The sequence below is a fragment of the Corallococcus llansteffanensis genome, assembly GCF_003612055.1.
GTDB classification, from domain to species: Bacteria; Myxococcota; Myxococcia; order Myxococcales; family Myxococcaceae; genus Corallococcus; species Corallococcus llansteffanensis.
This window is the reverse complement of record NZ_RAWB01000141.1, coordinates 1-18,833: the sequence shown is the minus strand read 5'-3', so window position 1 is coordinate 18,833 and position 18,833 is coordinate 1. Positions and strand designations below refer to the sequence as shown.

General features: G+C 68.9%; 18 protein-coding genes and 2 pseudogenes. 8 read left to right on the top strand and 12 right to left on the bottom strand.

The annotated features are described in order from the left end of the window. Positions 1 to 139: 139 nt before the first annotated feature. Genes D7V93_RS15600 through D7V93_RS15590 form a run of 3 tightly spaced genes read right to left on the bottom strand, consistent with a single transcriptional unit; the run spans position 140 to position 1,442 of the window. Positions 140 to 544, bottom strand: coding sequence for a DoxX family protein (locus tag D7V93_RS15600; protein ID WP_120644173.1), 405 nt, complete (start codon positions 542 to 544; stop codon positions 140 to 142). Positions 545 to 546: 2 nt separating this feature from the next. Further along, entirely contained in the window at positions 547 to 1,113 is a 567-nt protein-coding gene (locus D7V93_RS15595) for an SRPBCC family protein (protein WP_120644172.1), read from the bottom strand. Continuing rightward, positions 1,110 to 1,442 (bottom strand): ArsR/SmtB family transcription factor, encoded by a 333-nt coding sequence (locus D7V93_RS15590; RefSeq protein WP_120644171.1) that lies wholly within the window; start codon positions 1,440 to 1,442, stop codon positions 1,110 to 1,112. The genes D7V93_RS15595 and D7V93_RS15590 overlap by 4 nt, the downstream gene beginning before the upstream one ends. A 56-nt stretch (positions 1,443 to 1,498) precedes the next feature. Between D7V93_RS15590 and D7V93_RS15585 the strand changes: the two genes are divergently transcribed. The 3 genes from D7V93_RS15585 (at position 1,499) to D7V93_RS15575 (ending at position 6,784) form a co-directional block, all read left to right on the top strand. Further along, entirely contained in the window at positions 1,499 to 3,871 is a 2,373-nt protein-coding gene (locus D7V93_RS15585; RefSeq protein WP_244237331.1) for an ATP-binding cassette domain-containing protein, read from the top strand. Positions 3,872 to 4,062: 191 nt separating this feature from the next. Next, the gene (locus tag D7V93_RS15580; RefSeq protein WP_120644175.1) at positions 4,063 to 5,016 is read left to right on the top strand and encodes a hypothetical protein; all 954 of its coding nucleotides are present in this window, start codon (positions 4,063 to 4,065) and stop codon (positions 5,014 to 5,016) included. A 298-nt stretch (positions 5,017 to 5,314) separates the two neighbouring features. Continuing rightward, entirely contained in the window at positions 5,315 to 6,784 is a 1,470-nt protein-coding gene (locus tag D7V93_RS15575; protein ID WP_158623754.1) for a DUF4214 domain-containing protein, read from the top strand. Between the two features lie 148 nt (positions 6,785 to 6,932). Here D7V93_RS15575 and D7V93_RS15570 read toward each other — a convergent pair whose 3' ends face one another. Together D7V93_RS15570 and D7V93_RS15565 are read right to left on the bottom strand one after the other, a co-directional pair. Then, positions 6,933 to 7,148: a hypothetical protein gene (locus D7V93_RS15570; protein ID WP_120644169.1), complete on the bottom strand. Its 216-nt coding sequence runs from the start codon at positions 7,146 to 7,148 to the stop codon at positions 6,933 to 6,935. A 715-nt stretch (positions 7,149 to 7,863) separates the two neighbouring features. Continuing rightward, complete coding sequence (locus D7V93_RS15565; RefSeq protein ID WP_120644168.1) at positions 7,864 to 8,295, bottom strand: DoxX family protein; 432 nt, start codon at positions 8,293 to 8,295, stop codon at positions 7,864 to 7,866. A 120-nt stretch (positions 8,296 to 8,415) separates the two neighbouring features. Here D7V93_RS15565 and D7V93_RS15560 point away from each other — a divergent pair, with 120 nt between their 5' ends. Then, positions 8,416 to 8,799, top strand: coding sequence for a winged helix-turn-helix transcriptional regulator (locus D7V93_RS15560; protein ID WP_120644167.1), 384 nt, complete (start codon positions 8,416 to 8,418; stop codon positions 8,797 to 8,799). Between the two features lie 74 nt (positions 8,800 to 8,873). Here the strand turns inward: D7V93_RS15560 and D7V93_RS15555 are convergent, their stop codons facing one another. The 4 genes and pseudogenes from D7V93_RS15555 to D7V93_RS15540 form a co-directional block, all read right to left on the bottom strand. Continuing rightward, positions 8,874 to 9,335: an SMI1/KNR4 family protein gene (locus D7V93_RS15555; protein ID WP_372338318.1), complete on the bottom strand. Its 462-nt coding sequence runs from the start codon at positions 9,333 to 9,335 to the stop codon at positions 8,874 to 8,876. 12 nt (positions 9,336 to 9,347) lie between these two features. Next, entirely contained in the window at positions 9,348 to 9,986 is a 639-nt protein-coding gene (locus tag D7V93_RS15550; protein ID WP_120644165.1) for a hypothetical protein, read from the bottom strand. 89 nt (positions 9,987 to 10,075) lie between these two features. Next, positions 10,076 to 10,267: pseudogene (locus D7V93_RS15545) on the bottom strand (TolC family protein); the annotation flags it as partial. Positions 10,268 to 10,329: 62 nt separating this feature from the next. After that, complete coding sequence (locus D7V93_RS15540) at positions 10,330 to 11,373, bottom strand: NAD(P)-dependent alcohol dehydrogenase (protein ID WP_120644164.1); 1,044 nt, start codon at positions 11,371 to 11,373, stop codon at positions 10,330 to 10,332. Positions 11,374 to 11,503: 130 nt separating this feature from the next. Here D7V93_RS15540 and D7V93_RS15535 point away from each other — a divergent pair, with 130 nt between their 5' ends. Further along, positions 11,504 to 12,409, top strand: coding sequence for a LysR family transcriptional regulator (locus D7V93_RS15535; protein ID WP_120644163.1), 906 nt, complete (start codon positions 11,504 to 11,506; stop codon positions 12,407 to 12,409). Positions 12,410 to 12,467: 58 nt separating this feature from the next. Here D7V93_RS15535 and D7V93_RS15530 read toward each other — a convergent pair whose 3' ends face one another. From D7V93_RS15530 to D7V93_RS15520, 3 genes are all read right to left on the bottom strand, one after another. Next, complete coding sequence (locus tag D7V93_RS15530; RefSeq protein WP_120644162.1) at positions 12,468 to 13,895, bottom strand: Kelch repeat-containing protein; 1,428 nt, start codon at positions 13,893 to 13,895, stop codon at positions 12,468 to 12,470. 70 nt (positions 13,896 to 13,965) lie between these two features. Then, a complete protein-coding gene (locus D7V93_RS46125) occupies positions 13,966 to 15,297 on the bottom strand; it encodes a glycoside hydrolase family 16 protein (protein WP_208723034.1) in 1,332 nt (443 codons plus the stop codon). A gap of 71 nt (positions 15,298 to 15,368) precedes the next feature. Then, the gene (locus D7V93_RS15520) at positions 15,369 to 15,818 is read right to left on the bottom strand and encodes a DUF4326 domain-containing protein (protein ID WP_120644161.1); all 450 of its coding nucleotides are present in this window, start codon (positions 15,816 to 15,818) and stop codon (positions 15,369 to 15,371) included. Positions 15,819 to 15,921: 103 nt separating this feature from the next. Here D7V93_RS15520 and D7V93_RS15515 point away from each other — a divergent pair, with 103 nt between their 5' ends. The 3 genes and pseudogenes from D7V93_RS15515 to D7V93_RS15505 form a co-directional block, all read left to right on the top strand. After that, positions 15,922 to 17,190 (top strand): CCA tRNA nucleotidyltransferase, encoded by a 1,269-nt coding sequence (locus D7V93_RS15515; RefSeq protein WP_120644160.1) that lies wholly within the window; start codon positions 15,922 to 15,924, stop codon positions 17,188 to 17,190. 94 nt (positions 17,191 to 17,284) lie between these two features. Continuing rightward, a complete protein-coding gene (gene mnmA, locus D7V93_RS15510; RefSeq protein ID WP_120644159.1) occupies positions 17,285 to 18,331 on the top strand; it encodes a tRNA 2-thiouridine(34) synthase MnmA in 1,047 nt (348 codons plus the stop codon). Between the two features lie 185 nt (positions 18,332 to 18,516). Continuing rightward, a pseudogene (locus tag D7V93_RS15505) lies at positions 18,517 to 18,833 on the top strand (SPOR domain-containing protein); the annotation flags it as partial.

Here is an 18,833-nt window from a genome sequence, read left to right as displayed (position 1 = left end):
TCCCACGACTGTTTGGAGGGCCACTCCGCCCAGCCCCACTGCGCCCAACAGGGTGAGGCTTGAGACCATCTTGAGCGACATTCATCCCTCCAGCCTCCGAGCGATGGGTGACCCGTCGCTCTCCGCCAGGAGGTGAATACTACCCGTGGACGGCCTCGAGGGGTTGGGGCAGCGGGCGGGCCTCCAGGCGCCGCCAGAAGAGGTACGAGAGTCCCCAGAGCACGCCGGTGCCCACCGCGAAGCCCCAGGCCTCCGGGCCATCTCCCACCGAGAGGTGGGCGATCAGCGCGGAGACCAGGTTGATGGCGAAGCCGGCGTAGGCCCACTCCTTGAGCCGCGCCGGCACCGGCGCCAGCAGCAGCACCACGCCGATGACCTTGGCCCAGGAGAGCTCCACCCGGAAGTAGTCCGGGAAGCCGAAGTGGGTGAAGGCCTCCGCCACCTGCGGCAGGCGCAGCTGCGCGTAGGCGGTGAAGCCCATCTGCAGACAGAAGAGCGCGGTGGCAAGCCAGAAGCCGAGGATGAGTCCTTTGGAGCGGTGCATGGTCAGGTCCGTGGGGTAGGGGGCAAACCGGCAGGCTCGACGCCGAACTGCCTGGCGTACTCGGCGTTCAATCGCTGCCAGCCGTCGAACTTCATGACTTCGGGGCCGACGATGCGGCCCAGGGGATCACCGGTGAGCAGCCGATCCAGCACATCGAAGCAGATGTGCCAGCCCGCGGCGCCCATCGAGATGAAGCCACGGTGGATGTTGTGCCAGAGCGTGAGCCGGGTGCCGCCGCTCTCCAGAGGCTCCAGTTCCCAGCGCATGTCGTTTCCGCCCCAGCCGTATTCGAGCAACCTCGGCGCGTCAGCCCGCTTCACCTGGGACTCGGCGACTTGCGGCGTCGGCGTGCCCACGGTCGAAAGCTTCGCGGTGCCAACAGCACCGAGGTTCCGGTCGGAATCAAACGGAGCCCATTCGCGCAGATGCTCCGGAGCCGTGATGGCCTCCCAGACCTTCGTGGGAGGGTGGCGCAGGTCGCGGACGAGCACGAGCGTCCACTTCTCCCCCTCCTTCTGGATCCTGGCTCCAGCCGCGGGGCCGGGCGTGTACTTCGCACGGTGGCTCATCGCTTCTTTCCTTTCTTGGGGGGCAGGTCCATCTGATCGAGATGGCGTTCGAGCGCGTCGACGTGGGCCGTCCAGAAGCGCCGGAAGGGCGTCAGCCAGGCGTCGACCTCCATGAGCGGTTCGGGCCGGAGCCGATAGACCCGCCGCTGGGCTTCGACGCGCGCCTCCACGAAGCCGGCGTCGCGCAGCACGCGCAGGTGCTTGGACACGGAGGTCTGAGGCATCCGCAGCTGGCGCTCGAGTTCGCCGACGGAGCACTCCGACGACGCCAGGAGACTGAGGATGCTCCGGCGGTTCGGCTCGGCGATGATCGCGAACGATGATTCCATGTGGAGAATATACCTGTTGATTCATATTCCCGTCAAGTCATATAAACTGGTGACCCATGACCAAGCACATGCCCTCGTCCCCAACGCATCCCTCTGACAGCCATGACTTGATCCGTGTCCGGGGTGCCCGGGAGAACAACCTGAAGGACGTGAGCGTCGAGCTCCCCAAGCGACGGCTGACGGTGTTCACCGGCGTCTCTGGGTCGGGCAAGTCGTCGCTGGTGTTCGGCACCATCGCGGCCGAATCACAGCGGCTGATCAACGAAACCTACAGCGCGTTCGTGCAGGGGTTCATGCCCACGCTGGCCCGGCCCGAGGTCGACGTCCTGGAGGGGCTGACGACCGCGATCATCGTCGACCAGGAGCGGATGGGCGCCAACTCCCGCTCGACGGTCGGCACGGCGACTGACGCCAACGCGATGCTGCGGGTGCTGTTCAGCCGCCTCGGCAAGCCGCACGTCGGTTCGTCCAACGCCTTCTCCTTCAACATCCCGTCTGCCCGCGGGGTCGGGCAGATGTCACTCGAGAAGGGCGACGGCAAGACCGAGAAGCGCGAGTTCACGGTCACCGGCGGCATGTGCCCGCGCTGCGAGGGCATGGGATCGGTGACGGACATCGACCTGTCGCAGCTGTACGACGACACGAAGTCGCTCGCCGAGGGCGCGCTCACCATCCCGGGCTACACCGCCGACGGCTGGCAGGTGCGCATCTTCGCGGCCTCGGGCTTCCTCGACCCGAACAAGCCGATCCACAAGTACACGAAGCAGGAGCGCCACGACTTCCTCTATCGGGAACCGACCAAGGTGAAGTTCGAGAGCATGAACCTGACCTACGAGGGGCTGGTTCCTCGGATCCAGAAGTCGTTCCTGACCAAGGACAAGGAGGCGATGCAGCCACACATCCGTGCCTTCGTGGAGCGGGCGGTGACGTTCACCACCTGTCCAGAGTGCGGCGGCACCCGGCTCAACGAGGCCGCCCGGTCCTCCAAGATCAAGGGGATCAACATCGCCGCCGCCTGTGCGATGCAGATCAACGACCTGGCCGCGTGGGTGCGCGGTCTGGACGAACCGTCCGTCGCGCCGCTGTTGGCGACGCTGCGGCAGACGCTCGACTCGTTCGTGGAGATCGGGCTGGGCTATCTGAGCCTCGACCGGCCGTCGGGGACGCTGTCGGGCGGCGAGGCCCAGCGCACCCAGATGATCCGGCACCTCGGGTCGTCGCTCACCGACGTGACCTACGTGTTCGACGAGCCGACGGTCGGGCTGCACCCGCACGACATCCAGCGGATGAACGGCTTGCTGCTGCGGCTGCGCGACAAGGGAAACACCGTGCTGGTCGTCGAGCACAAGCCGGAGGCGATCGAGATCGCCGACCACGTCGTCGACCTCGGCCCCGGCGCTGGCACCGCCGGTGGCGAGGTCGTGTTCGAGGGCACCGTCGACGGGCTGCGGGCCAGCGGCACGCTCACCGGGAGGCACCTGGGCTACCGGGCCACCTTGAAGCCATCGGTGCGCAAGCCGTCGGGAGCGCTGAAGGTGCGCGGCGCCAGCGCCCACAACCTGCGGAAGGTCGATGTCGACATCCCGCTTGGCGTGCTGGTGGTGGTGACCGGCGTGGCCGGGTCGGGGAAGAGCTCCCTCATCCACGGCTCGGTGTCGGGCCGGGACGGCGTGGTGACGGTCGACCAGGGCGCGATCCGTGGCTCGCGGCGGAGCAACCCGGCGACGTACACCGGCCTGCTGGAGCCGATCCGCAAGGCGTTCGCGAAGGCCAACGGCGTGAAGCCCGCCCTGTTCAGCGCCAACTCCGAGGGCGCCTGCCCGACCTGCAACGGCGCCGGGGTCATCTACACCGACCTGGCGATGATGGCCGGCGTCACCACGGTCTGCGAGGACTGCGAGGGCCGGCGGTTCCAGGCGGCGGTGCTGGACTACCGGCTCGGCGGGCTCAACATCGCCGAAGTGCTCGACCTGCCCGCTGCGGACGCGGTCGCCTTCTTCGGCGCTGGCGAGGCGCGGACGCCGGCCGCGCACGCGATCCTGAAGCGCATGACGGACGTTGGGATCGGCTACCTGCGGCTCGGCCAGCCGCTCACCACGTTGTCCGGCGGCGAGCGGCAGCGGCTGAAACTCGCGACGCACATGGGCGAGGACGGAGGCGTCTACGTGCTCGACGAGCCAACCACCGGGCTGCACCTGGCCGACGTCGAGCAGCTGCTCGGGCTGCTGGACCGGCTGGTCGACTCCGGCAAGTCGGTCATCGTGATCGAGCACCACCAGGCGGTCATGGCGCACGCGGACTGGATCATCGACCTGGGGCCGGGCGCGGGCCACGACGGCGGACGGGTCGTGTTCGAAGGAACACCGGCCAGTCTGGTCGCAGCGCCGTCAACGCTGACCGGCAAGCACCTGGCGGCATACGTCGGCTGACCGGTGCTGCATGGGGCCGGGTGCTCCCTGCCCAGCTCGCGGTCCACTGAGTCCCGCCCGGGTGGGCGGCCTGGGCCTGCTGGCGCTGGCGGTAGGCGCCGGCTTCCAGGCCTGACGTCACGCGGGCGGAAGAACTTTTCGCGGGGTCGTGCGTGGAAGGTGCCACGTCCTTCCACTCCGTCGAGGTTCCCGTGCGTGCCTTTCGCCCGCTGCTCTGCTGTCTTGCCTTCGTCCTGGCCGCTACGCCAGCCCTCGCGCAGTACACCTCGGCGGCGGGTTCCAACGCTCCCATGGAGCGCGTACGCCAGGAGGTGACGCGCGATGACGGCACCAGGGAGGTTCGCGAGGTGGTGCGCCCCGCGGCGCGCGACGGTTGGGGCAACGCGCGAGGCAACCAGAACGACCTCGCGGTGGACGGCGCCTTCGACGGTCAGACGGTGGCGGTGCTCCACTTCTACGCGAGCGAGGGCTTCGACTTCGCGCTGCCGAAGGCCGCGCTGAAGGAGAAGGGCTTCTCCGTGTACCGCTGGGTCAACAACGCGCCAAGCCCCAAGGAGCTGCGCAAGGGGCTCCAGAAGGCGTGCCAATTGTGGATCATCGCCGACGCGACGCGGCACCTGACGCCCGAGCACGTGACGGTCATCAAGGAGTTCTTCGACGCGGGACACGGCGTGTACATCTGGGGTGACAACGAGCCCTACTACGCCGACGCCAACGTGGTGGGCGAGGCGCTGCTGGGCACGAGCATGCAAGGCAACATTATTGGCGACAAGACGGTCGGCCTGCAGAAGGACGCGGCGGGTCCGGGGCTGCTGCGCCGGCACCTGCTCACCACCGGCCTGGAGTACCTCTACGAGGGCATCACCATCGCCACCATCCAGCCGAACCAGCAGCTCACGCCGCTGCTCCATGGCTCGGCGGGCAACCTGGTGGCGGCCTTTTATGACAAGGGCGGCAAGCGGGCCATCTTCGACGGTGGCTTCACGCGCCTCTACAACAAGTGGGACACGGCGGGCACCGCGCGCTACGTGAAGAACGCGGCGGCGTGGCTGACCAACGTGGAGCGCTTCGGCGACGCCGTGGTGCGCGCGGACCTGCGCAACACCTCGGACACCTCGGCTCAGAAGCCCGCGCCGAAGCAGTGACGGCGACACGCCGCGCGCTGCCGTGGGCGACGGAAACCCCCGAGTGCCCGAGCACCACCAGGCGGTCATGGCGCACGCGGCGGCGAAGCATGAATCAAGCGTCCTTGGGGGTCTGGGCGGCGATGGCGTCTCACCTTCCGCCATCCCCTTTCAGCACACAATCCCCAGCCATTTCAGTCGTTTACGATGCGAACGCCCTGTTGGACCCCCGGCCGGTATGCGGATGTTCCGCATCATTTCCCACCTCACCGGCTCACTTGAAGGAGGGATTTGTTCTGCCCTCCAAAAAGGGAGTCCAATGCGTTCCAGGGTGAAGAAGCTCTTCGGGATTGTATCGCTAGGGATGGGCCTCGCGGCGGGAGGGGCCTCCGCCGCAGTGCCATATCAATTCATCGCCAAGCAATACACCGAGGTGCTGGGACGCGGTCCCGACCAGTCTGGCTGGACGTGGTATGTCAATGGCTTCAGCTCCAGTGGCTGTTCCCAGGCCACGCTCAGGAGCTACGGTCGCACGTTCTACCTGTCAAACGAGCTGCTGTCGCACGGCTACACCCACGCGGAGAAGGCCTTCGTGGCCTTCCGGGGAATCTTGAACCGGGAGCCGAGCACGAGCGAGGTCAACTCCTGGGTCGCGCAGCTGAACAGTGGCACCTCCTGGGCGACCGCGGTGGACGGCTTGTTCAACGGCCCTGAGTTCGCGGGCCTGGTGTCGAGTATCTGCACGGGCAGCAACTACAAGGACGATTGGGGCCGGCCCAGCGTGCTCACCACCAGTCGCACCCAGTCCACCCTGCAGGCGCAGCTCAACGCTGGCGGTGTCGTGACGCTCGACCCGCAGGAGGTTGTCTACCTCACGAGCACCCTGGTGATTCCTCCGAACGCCACCCTGCGTACCGACGCCGTGGACGGGACCCATACCGCGCGCTTCGGCCGTCTCGTACGCGACGCGGGTTTCCCAGCTCCGCTGGTCGAGCTGAACGGCACGATGGACATGGTCTGGGTCGATGGCCAGCGCGGCCGGTTTGGCTACACCCTCACCGCCATCAACGTGAGCGCGATGCAGGGCACGCTCCAGCGATCGCGCCTCAGTGAGCCCGCCGGCTGGACGAACCTGCACACGCCGGAGGGGTGCAGCGGCCCGGTCACCCTCACCAGCAACCTGGTGACCGGCTATTCAACCCCTCACACCGGGGCCGGCTGGGCGGATGGACTCAGCATCGCGTGCAGCGGCTCGAGCGCCCGGTATAACAGCGTCATCGATGCCACGGATGTCGCGATCATCGTCTTCTCCAAACGGCTCAACCCCGCCGATCCCGGGAGGGGAACGAACATCGTGGTGCAGAGCAACACCATCGTCGCCGCGGGGCGGAGCGCCTACGGTGCGCTGGGGTTCGAGGCCATCCGTGAAGACAAGGCGGACTTCGCGGGCTCCGTCATCCAGGACAACCTGCTCTGGACGAGCCCGCTCCAGCACTTCGATGTCGGCCTGTTCGTGGGTTCCGAGTCGTGGGACGTGGGCACGGGCAAGAACGGAGCGGCCCTGGGCAACAGCACGGGAAGCCTGAGCATGTACGTCCACCTGGGGATCGTCGTCGACGGGATGGAGAACGCCACCGTCCAGGGCAATGCCTTCAACACGGTGGGAGTGAACACCGGCCTTAATTGCCCGCAGGACGGAGCCATCAGCGTTGATTTGGGCGCCCATGCCTCGGGTTCCATCCAGGGGCCGTATACCGTGCGCTCGGTGCATCGCTGCGTGAGCCACTGAGGCGGCTGGGTTTCCAGCGCACCGTCTGGCCGTGGTGCTCGACTCACGTCTAGCACGGCAGCCACCACGGTGGAGGTGGCGCACAGCAGCTCACGCGCCGCTGGCGCCCGCCTCCTCTCCAGGCCGATCGGGACTCGCGCTCCGTCGTTTAGCGCGAGTCCTCGCCCGTGGCCTTCTGCATCGTCTCGTCGAGGTGCTGGCGCTGCTCGGCCTCGATTTCCTTCGCCGTCTGGCGCACGTTGTCCAGGCGCCGGGCCGCGTCCTGGCCCGCCATCTTCGCGTCCCCCGCGCCCGGCTGCGTCGCGTAGTACGCCACACCCGCCACCACCGCCAGGCCCAGCACAAACAGGATGAGCCGTCCCATGCGAAGTGCCTCCAGTCCCCGCGTCAGCGGGTCCACCAATGCACGAATATCGCCCATCGCTCGTGCGTGAGATAGAGCCTGGTGCCCGCGCCCGCTAGCGCCACCTGCATGGCGAGCGCCCACTTGACGGCGACATCCCTCCTCATCGGCTCCCTGAATCGTCACGGCATGGAGACAGAGCGGTGACACCGTGTTGAATCTAGCGGGGGCGATCTCAGACATGCCGTGGCGGAATGGACAGACGGTGCCCTCCGTGTTGGAGCGCGTCAGCGGGGACGCACGTGCGTCCCAGACCCACGCACCCGGGGGCACGGTGCCCGCGTCCCTGGGAGGCGCCGAGTCATGGCATGGGGCGTGCTCTGGGCTCCGGGTGCTGTCTTCCCAAAGGACAACCCGTGCCAACCCCCAGTTCCAGCGACATGGCGGTCCCCGGTTCCGTCGAGGGCCTCGACGTATCGAAATGGCAGGGCACCGTGCAGTGGCCCGAGCTCCCCGGGGCGGGCATGGCGTTCGCCTTTGCCCGTGTGAGCTACGGCATGCACGAAGTGGATGCCTTCTTCGACGCCAACGCCTGGCATCTCGGGGCACGTGGACCGCAGCCGGTTCAACGGCTCGCTCCAGGCGCTTCAAACGTTCGCGGGCCTGCCGAGCACGGTGCCCCAGGGAGTCCCGCCTCTTCCTCGCGGGGTGATTCCCTGAAGCGGGGTCCAGGCGATCAGCGCGGTGGGATGGGCGCCTTGGCGCGCCGTCCCCACGCGACGAAGATGGCGAGCGCCACGAGCAGGACGTTGAACGGTGTATTCGCCGCCTCGCCACGCGAGAGGTGAAAGACAACCGCGGCAACCTGGAGGGCAGCGCAGCCCAGGGCCGCGAGCACGGCCAGGCCCGGCCTGATGCGGGTGAGCGACGGCAGGAGGATGCCCAGCCCGCCGCACAGGTCGATGAGCCCCGTCGCGTGCAGGAACGCCGCGGGAACCTGTCCCGCCCAGGGGATCATCGCGGCGAGCTCAGGGATGGGCGTGAGGAGCTTCCACAGCCCCGTTCCGGTGAAGAGCACGGCCATGAAGCCCTGGACCGCCCACAGGCTGATGCGAAGGGGCTTCGACGGCGTGGTGGCTTCGGTCACCTGTGCGGTTGCGTGGGTCATCGGACTCCTCGATCCTGGGTTACTTCCTGGTACCTGGTTACCAACCATGAGCAGGGCCATCCTGCGTACCAGGGCACCGTCGGACAAGGAGGCACATTGAAGTCACCAGGGAACGGCAAGATGACCCGGGGTTTCGACGCGGATTGCCTCGCGACCCGCGAGATCCTCAATCGCGTTGGCGACAAGTGGAGTGTCCTCGTGATCGTCATCCTTGGAGACGGCATGAGGCGCTTCAACGATCTGAAGCGTTCCATCGACGGGATCTCGCAACGCATGTTGACGCTCACGCTGCGGAGCCTGGAGCGGGACGGCCTGGTGAAGCGCACCGTCCATCCAACGAATCCGCCGAGCGTCGACTACGAACTCACGCCCTTCGGACGAACCCTGCTCGCGCCCGTGGCCGAACTCGCGTTGTGGGCGCAACGCCATCGCCCCGAGGTCCAGCGGGCCCGCGACGCGTACGAACGAGCGGAGAAGGGGACTGGACGCGCAGGGAAGCGGTGATGGGGGCTCCCAGTCAGCCAGCAGGAGCGGCCTCCACCGCGCAGTGTCTTCCGAGATCAGCTCTGCAGGCGTGACTACTCATCCAGCCAGAAGTACTCGTTGCCACTGGCGAGCGCCTTCTCCAGGAACTCGCCAAACGAGTCTGCGATCTGGCGGGTATGCGCCGGGTCCGGGAACGTTTCGTGGAACGCGTCCAGCACGGGGTAAGGACCCTTTGCCTGGCGCGCTACGTCCGTGAGGACGTAGTCGCCGTCCTGGAGGTAGATCAGGGTGTACCAGGACGCAGGGCCATCAGCCTCATCCTCGCTTCCTCGGATAGCGACCCGTGCCCGGCGAATCTCTCCGAGCGACAGGATGCGGTAGTTCGCGTCGAGCCGCGGCCGGAAGAGGGCCGCGCCGTTGCAGTGCAGGTAGAAGGCCCGCAGGTCCACGTCGAGCTTCCAGCCCACACGCGCCTCGAATGCAGCGATCTGCTCCAGTGTCGCGGGCGCCTCTGGGAAGTGGCGTCGCGAGATTTCAGCCAGCAGGCGGTCCATGATGGGCATGCGCTAGTCCGCGTAGGGCAGGTTCGGCCCGGGCGTACTCCACTGGCCGCCGCCAGCGTAGCAGGCGGGATACTGCCGATTGATCACGGCGTGGACCTCGCCTGGCACGGGCAGCACATTGTTCAGCGCTGAAGGGGGCCCTCCGTGCCAGAGGTCGAAGATGTGATGCCCCTCCCAGTACGTACCGCCGCTCTGTGGCCAGGCACCGAACTCCTCGGCCCAGGACTCCCGGAAGGATTCGCGCGCTCGGCTCCAGACGCGTCGCTGCTGGGCAACATTGTTGATGGTGGGGTAGTCGCAGCAACAGTGCGTGATGGCAAGGCGCCCGCCTGCCTCCGCGGGCAACAGCATGAAGCGCCCCTGCCAATCGCCCTTGATGTCCGCCAGCCAGATGCAGCCCATGAGGGCGCGGCCCTGCACGGCGCACTTCGTCTCGCAGCGGGACATGAAGGCAGCGCTGCACTGCCAGGGCCCGTAGTAGATGGTGGTGCGCACCTGGCCGCCGTCCGGTGTGGTGACGGGCGGGCCCACCCACTTCGCGGATGCGGGGCTCCCCACGGCACCAACGGTGGCCGAGCCGCAGCCCACGAGGGCGAGCAGCGCTACGGCGCTGAGCGCGTTCCGCGGACGGATGATGGCCATCACGGCAAAACCAGATAGCGCGACGAGCACCGAGCGGCCAGAAGAACGTGGACCTCGGCGGACCCTGCTCATCCACGCGAAGGATGCGCGGCGGACAGGTCCTCGCGCGCCACCTCCACGTCCTGACGCACGCGCACCACGTCCAACTGCGTGCCGGCGCCCAACTCGAAGGAGCGCTGGGGGAGGGCGGCCCGCTCGAGCGCTTGACGCAAACCCACCCGGTTGAGCTCGGCGGCCACCAGCGCGCGAGCCAGCCCCTGCGTCAGGCGGCGCTGCACATCGTAGCGGACAGCAACGCCAGCAGCAGGGAAGGGCGGAAGGACATGGGGAGGCCGGGCCGTGGCTACTTCAGCGTCGCGGTGTCGATGACGAACCGATACCGGACGTCGGAGGCGAGCACGCGCTCATAGGCCTCGTTGATCCGGGAGGCCGGGATGACTTCGATGTCGGAGCCGATGTGGTGCTCGGCGCAGAAGTCCAACATCTCCTGCGTCTGGCGGATGCCGCCGATCAGCGAACCCGCGAACGAACGGCGGGTCATGATGAGGGAGAACACGTTGACCGCGAGCGGCTCCGCGGGTGCGCCCACGTTGACGAGGACGCCATCCAGGGCCAGCAGGGACAGGTAGGCGTTGAGGTCGATCTTCGCGCTCACCGTGTTCACGATGAGGTCGAACGAGCCGGCGAGCTGCTTGAACGTCTCCGGATCCTTCGTGGCGTGGTAGTGGTCCGCGCCGAGGCGCAGGCCGTCCTCCTTCTTGCTCAGCGACTGCGACAGGACGGTGACCTCGGCCCCCATCGCGTGCGCCAGCTTCACGCCCATGTGCCCGAGCCCACCCAGGCCGACGATGGCCACCTTCTTGCCGGGGCCGGCGCCCCAGTGGCGCAGCGGCGCGTACGTCGTGATGCCGGCGCACAGCAGCGGCGCGGCGACGTCGAGCGAGATGCCCTCGGGGATCTTGAGGACGAAGTCCTGCGTCACGACGATGTGGGTGGAGTAGCCGCCCTGGGTGGGCTTGCCGTCCTTCCCGACGCCGCCGTAGGTCCCGGTGAAGCCCTTGAGGCAGTGCTGCTCCTCACCCTTGCGGCAGTTCGCGCACTCGCGGCACGAGTCGACCAGGCAGCCGACGCCGACGCGGTCGCCGACGGCATGCCGGGTGACCTCGGAGCCGACCCTGGCGACGACGCCAGCGATCTCATGGCCGGGGACGAGGGGGTAGGTCGCCGAACCCCACTCGTTGCGAGCGCTGTGGATGTCGGAGTGGCAGATGCCGCAGAACTTGATCTCGATGAGGACGTCGCGCGGGCCGAGGTCGCGGCGCTCGAGGGTGGTCGGACCGAGGGGCTTGTTCGCCGCCGTGGCCTCATAGGCGTTGATGGTGAGCATGTCTTCAGATCTCCGTGGGGGACCGTTGGGCCCCGTTCACGAAGAGAAGTACGCCGCAGCCCCCGGGATGACTACGCGCGAGGGAGGCAATAGCCTCTTAAGCAGCGCTTAACAGTGAGGCCAGGCACCCATGAACACGGCTCCCTTCCCCCAGCTCCAGGTGTTCCTCGCCGTGGCGCGCCTGAGCAGCTTCAGCGGCGCTGCGCGCGAGCTCGGCGTCTCCACGGCGGCGGTGAGCCAGGCGGTCAAGCAGCTGGAGGAGCAGCTGCGCGTGGTGTTGCTCACCCGCACGACGCGCAGCGTGTCGCTGACGGATGCAGGCAGGCGCCTGGTGGAGGGCGCGGGCCCGGCGGTGGGGCAGGCGCTCGCTGCCCTGAGCGAGGTTTCTGCTCGACCGGGAGAGACGGTGGGGCGGGTCCGGCTGTCGGTGCCCCGGGCGGCGGTGCCCTACGTCATCACCCCGGTGGTCCCCACCTTTCGCGAGCGTCACCCGCGGATCGACGTGGAGGTCGTCATCGAGGAGCGCTTCGTGGACATCGTGGCGGAGGGCTACGACGCGGGCGTGCGGCTGAGCGAGGCCATCGAGCGCGACATGGTGCAGGTGCGGCTCACCGACGCGTTCCGCTTCGTGGTGGTGGGCTCGCCAGACTACCTCGCGCGCCACGGGACGCCCCAGCGCCCCGAGGATCTGCTGCACCACGAGTGCATCACCTTCCGCATGCGGAGCACGGGGGCGCTCTACGCATGGGAGCTGGAGCGGGGCCGCAGGAACTGGCGCGTGCCGGTGCGCGGGGGCGTGGTCACCAATGAGAACCAGCTGACGGTGAGCCTGGCGGAGCAGGGCCTGGGTCTGGCGTATGCCTTCGAGCCCATCGTGGCGGAGCAGCTGCGCACCGGGCGGCTGCAGCGGGTGCTCGAGTCCTACGCGCCCACGGTCCCGGGCTTCTTCCTCTACTTCCCCAGCCGTGCGCAGCGCACTCCGGCGCTGCGCCTCTTCGTGGACGTCGCCAGGGAGCTGGCCGCGAAGGCGGTGTGAAGCGACCGCGGCGCAGGACCGGGCCACGCGGGCCCGGCCTGTGTACGCACCTGCCTTGTTACGGGCTCACGCCGCAGCCCGGCTGGCTGATGACACACCAGGAGTTCGCCTCACGGACGCAGGCGCTGTCCCAGGCCGAGGCGCAGCAATACGCATCCTGGGCGCACACCGTTCGGGTGCAGGCATTGCAACCCGTGCTCAACAAGCCACCGGTCGTGCACACGTCATGGGTGCAGGAGAGGGGAGCGGTCGTTCCACAGACGTTGTTGGTACACGTCTGCCCTGAACCGCAGGTGCCGCAGGTCAGCGTGCCGCCACACCCGTTGGAGATCGTGCCGCAGTTCTTGCCCTGCGCGGCGCACGTCGTCGGGGTGCACGTGCTGTTCAGGTCGAACGCCTCGATGCTGGCCACCGGCACCATGGAGCCCGAGCTGCTGGTGCCGGTTCCGCCGAGGAACAGGACGCGGCCGCTGGGAAGCGCGACGGTGGGGTGGTTCTTGCGCGACTGGGTGAGCGCCCCCATCGTGCTCCACAAGCCGGTGGTGGGGGAGTACAGCTCCACGGTGGTGTTGCTGTAGGAGCCGCCGGCCAGGAGGATGCTCCCGTCGGGCCGCATGACGGAAGGCGCGGAGAAGTGGGTGACCGCCGTGTTCGAGGTGTTCGTCCAGAGGTTGGTCGCCGGGTCGTACTGCTCCGACAGCTGGACGGAACCGACGGCGAGCACCTTCCCGCTGGAGAGCAGGTGGAGGGTGTGGTCGCTGCGGGCGGAGTTCATCGGCGCCACGACCGTCCAGGCTCCGGTGGAGGGCGTCCAGAGCTGGGCGAGGCTGGTGGTGGCGCCGCCTCCCGTGAGGAGCACGCGCCCATCCGCGAGCCGCACCGCGGACTGGAAGCCCATCGCGGTGGGGAGTGAGCCCGTGGCCACCCAGGTGTTCGTGGCCGGCGTGTAGACGTGGACCGCCGTGCCGCCCCCCACACCGCCCACGCCGCCGGCTACCAGCACCCGCCCGTCCGTGAGCAGCGTCGCGCTGTGCCCATAGCTGACGCGCGGCAGGGGCGCGGCGGCGGTCCAGGTGTTCGTGGACGGCTGATACCGCTCGACCGAGGCCAGGAGGCCGCTCGGTCCGATGCCGGCCACGATGAGCACGCTGCCGTCCTGCAACTGCGTGGCGGTATGGGAGCGGCGCGCGGCGCTCAACGAAGGGCCGCTGCTCGACGTGGCGGTGACCGGATCATACAGCTCCGTCGACGCGGTCTCCGTGGGAGTCCCGCCCCCCACCACCAGCACCTTGCCATTGGGCAGCAGTGTGGCGGTGTGTTGATAACGCGCCGTCAGGAGGGAGCCCGCGGGCCCCACGATGAGGGCGGAGGACTGCGAGGCTTCAACCGCGGGGGCCTCCGCCTCCGTGGGCGCGACTTCAGGGCTGCACGCGAAACAGAGCAGCAGGGGAACGACAACCCATGACTTCCAATGCGACAGGGACATGCGGTGCTCCTGGGGGTGGGCCCGGGAGCATCGCACACGGTGACTACAATTTTACCGTGAAACAGGAGTATTATTGGGGAACCCAGACGGCGACCCAGTCGATCTGCACGTTGCCGGCCGCGGTGGAGGCAGGCGGTGTGCCGCTCAGGTCGGTCTCGGTCTGGAGGACCCAGTGCATCGGCGTGCTGGGGACGCGGCTGGTCTTGTCCAGGATGACCGCCCCGTCGAGGAGGAAGCGGCACCGGCCCGGCGTCCATTCGATGACGGCCGTGTGCCACGACGTGTAGCGCGCGGTGGTGGAGACGGCGTCCTGATCTCCTCCGGAGGTGCCGTTCTGCCGGTGCATGAACCCGGAGATGGTGCCGTCGAGGTCGCCCTCCGGGAAGTCGATCTCCCCGTCGCGCGGCCACACCTCGCTGTCCGGCCAGAGCAGCCACGCGGTCTTGTAGCCGGGGACCGCATCGGCGCGGAACCGCACCGCGTAGCGGCCCGCGGGCAGCCCGCCGCTCGCAGTCGCTCCGGGAATCCTCGGCAGGATGGCGGCGACCCTGTGCACGCCGTTCTCCGTGTGCAGGTACTTGTTCAGCACGCCGTTCTGGATGCTGACGACCTTGGAGGGTGAATAGGTGCCGTTCTTGCTCGTGTCCTTCCAACCGTCCAGGTAGACGCTCCACTTCGACGACACCGCCGCGGGGAACTGGCCCACGGGCACGGGGGTGGTGAAGTCGTCGGTGAACACCTGCCGCCATCCCGTGAGATTGCCCACCGGCATCGGTTCACCTGAGGGGCTGCTACCACCGCCGCCGGCCACCAGCGTGACGGCGTCCACGAGGATGGAGTTGCCCGCGACCGCCTGGTTCTGGAGGACATAGACATCCACCGTGTCGCCCACGCGCTCCACGGTCCCCGTCACGGTGAGCCGCTGGAAGCCCGTCGTCAGCGTCGCATCCACCGTGAAGAGCTTGTACGTGGTGCCACCCGAGCTCTTCTCCCGGAGGATGAGGCTGACGGGCTTGCCCACCGTGCCGGTGTTGCCCGCGGCGACGTAGGCCGTGGCCGTATACGCCTGGCCTTGCGGCGCGTTCGGGATGCCGCTCTGCGCACCATCCAGCGAGTAGAGCGTGGCGGCGCCACTGACGGTGACGCGCGCGACGTATTGTCCATCCGGCGCGCCCGTCCGCGCTTCGCGCGTCAGCGTGCCCTGCCAGGACGACCAGCCGCTCGTCGACGTCTCGAAGGACGTGTTCGTGATGGCCGTCGCGAGGGGGGCCGCCGCTTCAGAGGACTCCGAGGGGTCCGCGGGCTCCGGCGACGGGCTGCACGCGGACGCCAGGGGAAGCGCCATCACCAGGGCCCACGCGACGTGCGCGCGTGACCGGGGACGCAGGATGATTTGACTCATGGTGTTCTCCTTGAAAAGACGGAAATACTCGCCTAGTTATAAATCAAGGAAAACGCGGGACCAGCGTTCTTCTACCCCTTCGTCGAAGCTGGACTGCTGCCCCGGTCCGCATCCAGCCAGGCGGCCATCACGTCCGCGTGACACGGCCCTGGCTTGCACCAGCAGCCCAGGCGCTTGCCCTTCAGCGTCCGCACGTCGCGCAGGTAGTCCGCGTCGTGCCGTGTGCGCAGCTCCAGGTACCAGTGGAAGGACTCGAACGCGTCCGGCTCCGGGCCCATGCGGCGCAGCGCCTCCTCGTGGATCCGCGCGGCCTCGTCGGCGGGCAGGCCCGCGAGCCAGGGCTCGAAGTAGGTGCGCAGCATCGCCTTCTGCGTCTTCACGCCGCCGGGCTTGAACGGGTTGCCGAAGCGGCCCGGGACGGGGTTGAGGGGCCCGGGCTTCGCCCAGACGCGAAAGGCTCGGCCCACGTACACGTCACAGGCGTCGTGGACGTGCACCGCGGTGGTTCGGGAGGGAGGCATGGCCTCCCACCGTTACCAGACGGGCACCGGCCGGGCGATCCGCTTGGCAATGCTGCTTGGAAGGGGGCAACGTAGGCGCTGCTTCCTCCCACCCCCAGCGGCCATGATCGCCAACCTCCACAACGCCGACATCCCCAAGCCCGTGCTCGAAGTCATCACCCGCCTGCGCGAGCTGGGCCATGCCACCTACCTGGTGGGCGGCTGCGTGCGGGACATGGTCCGCCAGGTCCACCCCAAGGACTTCGACGTGGCCACGAGCGCGCTCCCGGGAGAGGTCCAGGGCGCCTTCCGCAAGGTCATCCCCACCGGCATCCAGCACGGCACCGTCACCGTCGTCACCGGGGGCAACCACGTGGAGGTGACGACGTTCCGCTCGGAGGGCGACTACCTGGACGGCCGCCGCCCCAGCTCCGTGTCCTTCGAGCGCGACATCGTGAAGGACCTGTCCCGGCGCGACTTCACCATCAACGCGATGGCCTACAACCCGCTCGACAAGGAGCTGGTGGACCCGTTCGGCGGACAGGTGGACCTGCCGGCCCGGTTGATCAAGTGCGTGGGCTCCGCGCTGGAGCGCTTCTCCGAGGACGGCCTGCGCCCCCTGCGCGCCGTGCGCTTCGCCGCCGTGCTGGGCTTCACCCTGGACCCCGCCACCCGCGACGCCATCCCCGCGACCCTCTCCGTCTTCCGCAAGGTCGCCCTGGAGCGCGTGCGCGAGGAGCTCTGCAAGCTGCTCCTGTCCCCGCGCGCGGAGTCCGGGCTCCAGCTGCTCGCCGACACCGGGCTGCTGGAGGTGTTCCTCCCGGAGCTGGCCCGCGCGGACGCGGAAGGCGCTCGCCTGGCGCGTGCCGCCGTGCAGGCCGCGCCCCTGGACCTGGATGTCCGCATGGCCACGCTGCTGGCGGATCTGGTCACCGGCCAACAGGCGCGCGACCTGTGCATGCGCCTGAAGTTTCCCAACAAGTCCGCCGACCTCGTGGGACTGCTCGTCGACCACGCGAAGCTGGAGACGCGCCTGTCCGACGCGGATCCGGCCCTGCGCCGGCTGCTCGCCCGGGTGGGCCTGGCGCAGCTTCCCGGGCTGCTCGCCGTGGCGAAGGCCCGCGTCCAGGTCCGGGCGGCGGCGCAGCTCCCCGCGCTGGAGGCCCTGGTCGCGCGCCTGGAGGCCCTCGCCGCCGCGAAGCCGCCCCTGTCCGCGAAGGAGCTGGCGCTCACCGGTGGCGACATCATGGCCGCCCTGGGCATCGGGCCGTCACCGAAGGTGGGCGAGGCGACCCGCTACCTCGTGGAGTCCGTGCTGGACGACCCCTCGCGCAACACGGCGGAAGCGCTCCGCGCGCTGCTCACGGACTGGGCCCGGACGCGCGGCGCCTGAATCGGACGGCCTCCCCCGGCCGCAGGGCAGGGAAGGGGGCCTGGAGCACCTCGGGCCGTGCGTCCCGGCCCGGGGGCGTGTAGGAAGGAGCCCCATGCGAGTCGTCGTTGCCATGAGCGGCGGGGTGGATTCCTCGGCCGCCGCCGCCCTGCTCAAGGAGCAGGGCCATGAGGTCATCGGCATCACCCTGCGCGTCTGGTCCTACGAGGGCAACGCGAAGTGTGGAAGCTGCTGCAGTCCGGATGACATCGACGATGCCCGCGCGGTGGCCCAGACGCTGGGCATCCCGTTCTACGTGGCCAACGCCGAGGAGATCTTCCAGGACCGGGTGGTCAACCCGTTCGTCCAGTCGTACCTCGGTGGCAAGACGCCCATCCCCTGCGTCGCCTGCAACCGCGACGTGAAGTTCAACTTCCTCCTCAAGCGCGCGCGCGCCCTGGGCGCCCGGCTCGCCACCGGGCACTACGCCCAGGTGGAGGAGGTGGACGGCCGCTTCCACCTGCGCCGCGCCGCGGACGCCGCCAAGGACCAGAGCTACTTCCTCTTCACGCTGGGCCAGGAGGAGCTGCGCGACGTGCTCTTCCCCGTGGGCCACCTCACCAAGGCGGAGGTGCGCGCCGTCGCCGAGCGCCACCAGCTGCCCACCACCCACAAGCCGGAGAGCATGGAGATCTGCTTCGTGCCCGACGGCGACTACGCCGGGTTCGTGGAGAAGGTCGCCGGACCCCAGCCGTCGGGCGAGGTGGTGGACCCGGAGGGTCGCGTGCTGGGCACCCACAACGGCATCCACCGCTTCACCGTGGGCCAGCGCAAGGGCCTCAACCTGGGCGGTGGGGAAGTGCGCTACGTGCAGCGCCTGGAGCCGGAGACGAACCGCGTCGTGGTGGGCCCCGCGGAGGGCACCGGCCGCGCGCAGTTCGGGCTGCTCCAGCCGCACTGGGTGGACGCGCCGCCCCCGCCCGACCAGGCCGTGGAGGTCCGCATCCGCCACCGCCACGCGGGGGCTCCGGGCCGGGTGCACATCTCGCCGCACGGGCTCGTGTCCGTGCAGCTCGACGCGCCCGCGCGCGCCGTCACGCCGGGACAGGCCGCGGTGGTCTACGATCGCGACCGCGTGCTCGGCGGCGGGTGGATCGTCTGAGGTCGTCCCGAGGGGCGGCCGACGCCGCCGGGGCCCAACTTCCGGCCTCGCGCGCATCGCTCCGCGACAGGGTGCGCACCACGCTTCCGTGAATTTGACCCGCCTGGGGGTGGGGCGTAGCTTGCGCGCACGCTGTCGCTACAGGCCGCAACACGGCCCGTGCGCGCGACGAGGTTTGCCCTGCCATGCGTGACGCCCATCGGATGAAGGAGAAGTTCGACGTCTCGTTGGACAACCGGCAGATCGTCAGCCTGTTGATCGCCGGCATCGTCGTGATGGGCGCGGTGTTCGTGCTGGGCGTGGTGGTGGGCAAGAAGCTCTCTGGCGACGCGCAGACGGCCGCCGCCCCGGACCTGCTCTCCGCGCTGGACGCCAACGCCCAGGTCCTCCACGAGGCGCGCCAGGAGCCGGCCCTCACCTTCCCGGACGAGCTCACCCGCAAGACGTCCGCCGAGCCCCTGCCGCCGCTGCCCGCGCCCAAGCCCGCCGCGAAGCCGGAGCC

Bases quoted from the DNA above. Each gene is read 5' to 3' on its own strand.
- D7V93_RS15600 (WP_120644173.1), bottom strand. From the start codon at position 544: ATGCACCGCTCCAAAGGACTCATCCTCGGCTTCTGGCTTGCCACCGCG.
- D7V93_RS15595 (WP_120644172.1), bottom strand. From the start codon at position 1,113: ATGAGCCACCGTGCGAAGTACACGCCCGGCCCCGCGGCTGGAGCCAGG.
- D7V93_RS15590 (WP_120644171.1), bottom strand. From the start codon at position 1,442: ATGGAATCATCGTTCGCGATCATCGCCGAGCCGAACCGCCGGAGCATC.
- D7V93_RS15585 (WP_244237331.1), top strand. From the start codon at position 1,499: ATGACCAAGCACATGCCCTCGTCCCCAACGCATCCCTCTGACAGCCAT.
- D7V93_RS15575 (WP_158623754.1), top strand. From the start codon at position 5,315: ATGCGTTCCAGGGTGAAGAAGCTCTTCGGGATTGTATCGCTAGGGATG.
- D7V93_RS15570 (WP_120644169.1), bottom strand. From the start codon at position 7,148: ATGGGACGGCTCATCCTGTTTGTGCTGGGCCTGGCGGTGGTGGCGGGT.
- D7V93_RS15565 (WP_120644168.1), bottom strand. From the start codon at position 8,295: ATGACCCACGCAACCGCACAGGTGACCGAAGCCACCACGCCGTCGAAG.
- D7V93_RS15560 (WP_120644167.1), top strand. From the start codon at position 8,416: ATGACCCGGGGTTTCGACGCGGATTGCCTCGCGACCCGCGAGATCCTC.
- D7V93_RS15555 (WP_372338318.1), bottom strand. From the start codon at position 9,335: ATGGACCGCCTGCTGGCTGAAATCTCGCGACGCCACTTCCCAGAGGCG.
- D7V93_RS15550 (WP_120644165.1), bottom strand. From the start codon at position 9,986: ATGGCCATCATCCGTCCGCGGAACGCGCTCAGCGCCGTAGCGCTGCTC.
- D7V93_RS15540 (WP_120644164.1), bottom strand. From the start codon at position 11,373: ATGCTCACCATCAACGCCTATGAGGCCACGGCGGCGAACAAGCCCCTC.
- D7V93_RS15535 (WP_120644163.1), top strand. From the start codon at position 11,504: ATGAACACGGCTCCCTTCCCCCAGCTCCAGGTGTTCCTCGCCGTGGCG.
- D7V93_RS15530 (WP_120644162.1), bottom strand. From the start codon at position 13,895: ATGTCCCTGTCGCATTGGAAGTCATGGGTTGTCGTTCCCCTGCTGCTC.
- D7V93_RS46125 (WP_208723034.1), bottom strand. From the start codon at position 15,297: ATGAGTCAAATCATCCTGCGTCCCCGGTCACGCGCGCACGTCGCGTGG.
- D7V93_RS15520 (WP_120644161.1), bottom strand. From the start codon at position 15,818: ATGCCTCCCTCCCGAACCACCGCGGTGCACGTCCACGACGCCTGTGAC.
- D7V93_RS15515 (WP_120644160.1), top strand. From the start codon at position 15,922: ATGATCGCCAACCTCCACAACGCCGACATCCCCAAGCCCGTGCTCGAA.
- mnmA (WP_120644159.1), top strand. From the start codon at position 17,285: ATGCGAGTCGTCGTTGCCATGAGCGGCGGGGTGGATTCCTCGGCCGCC.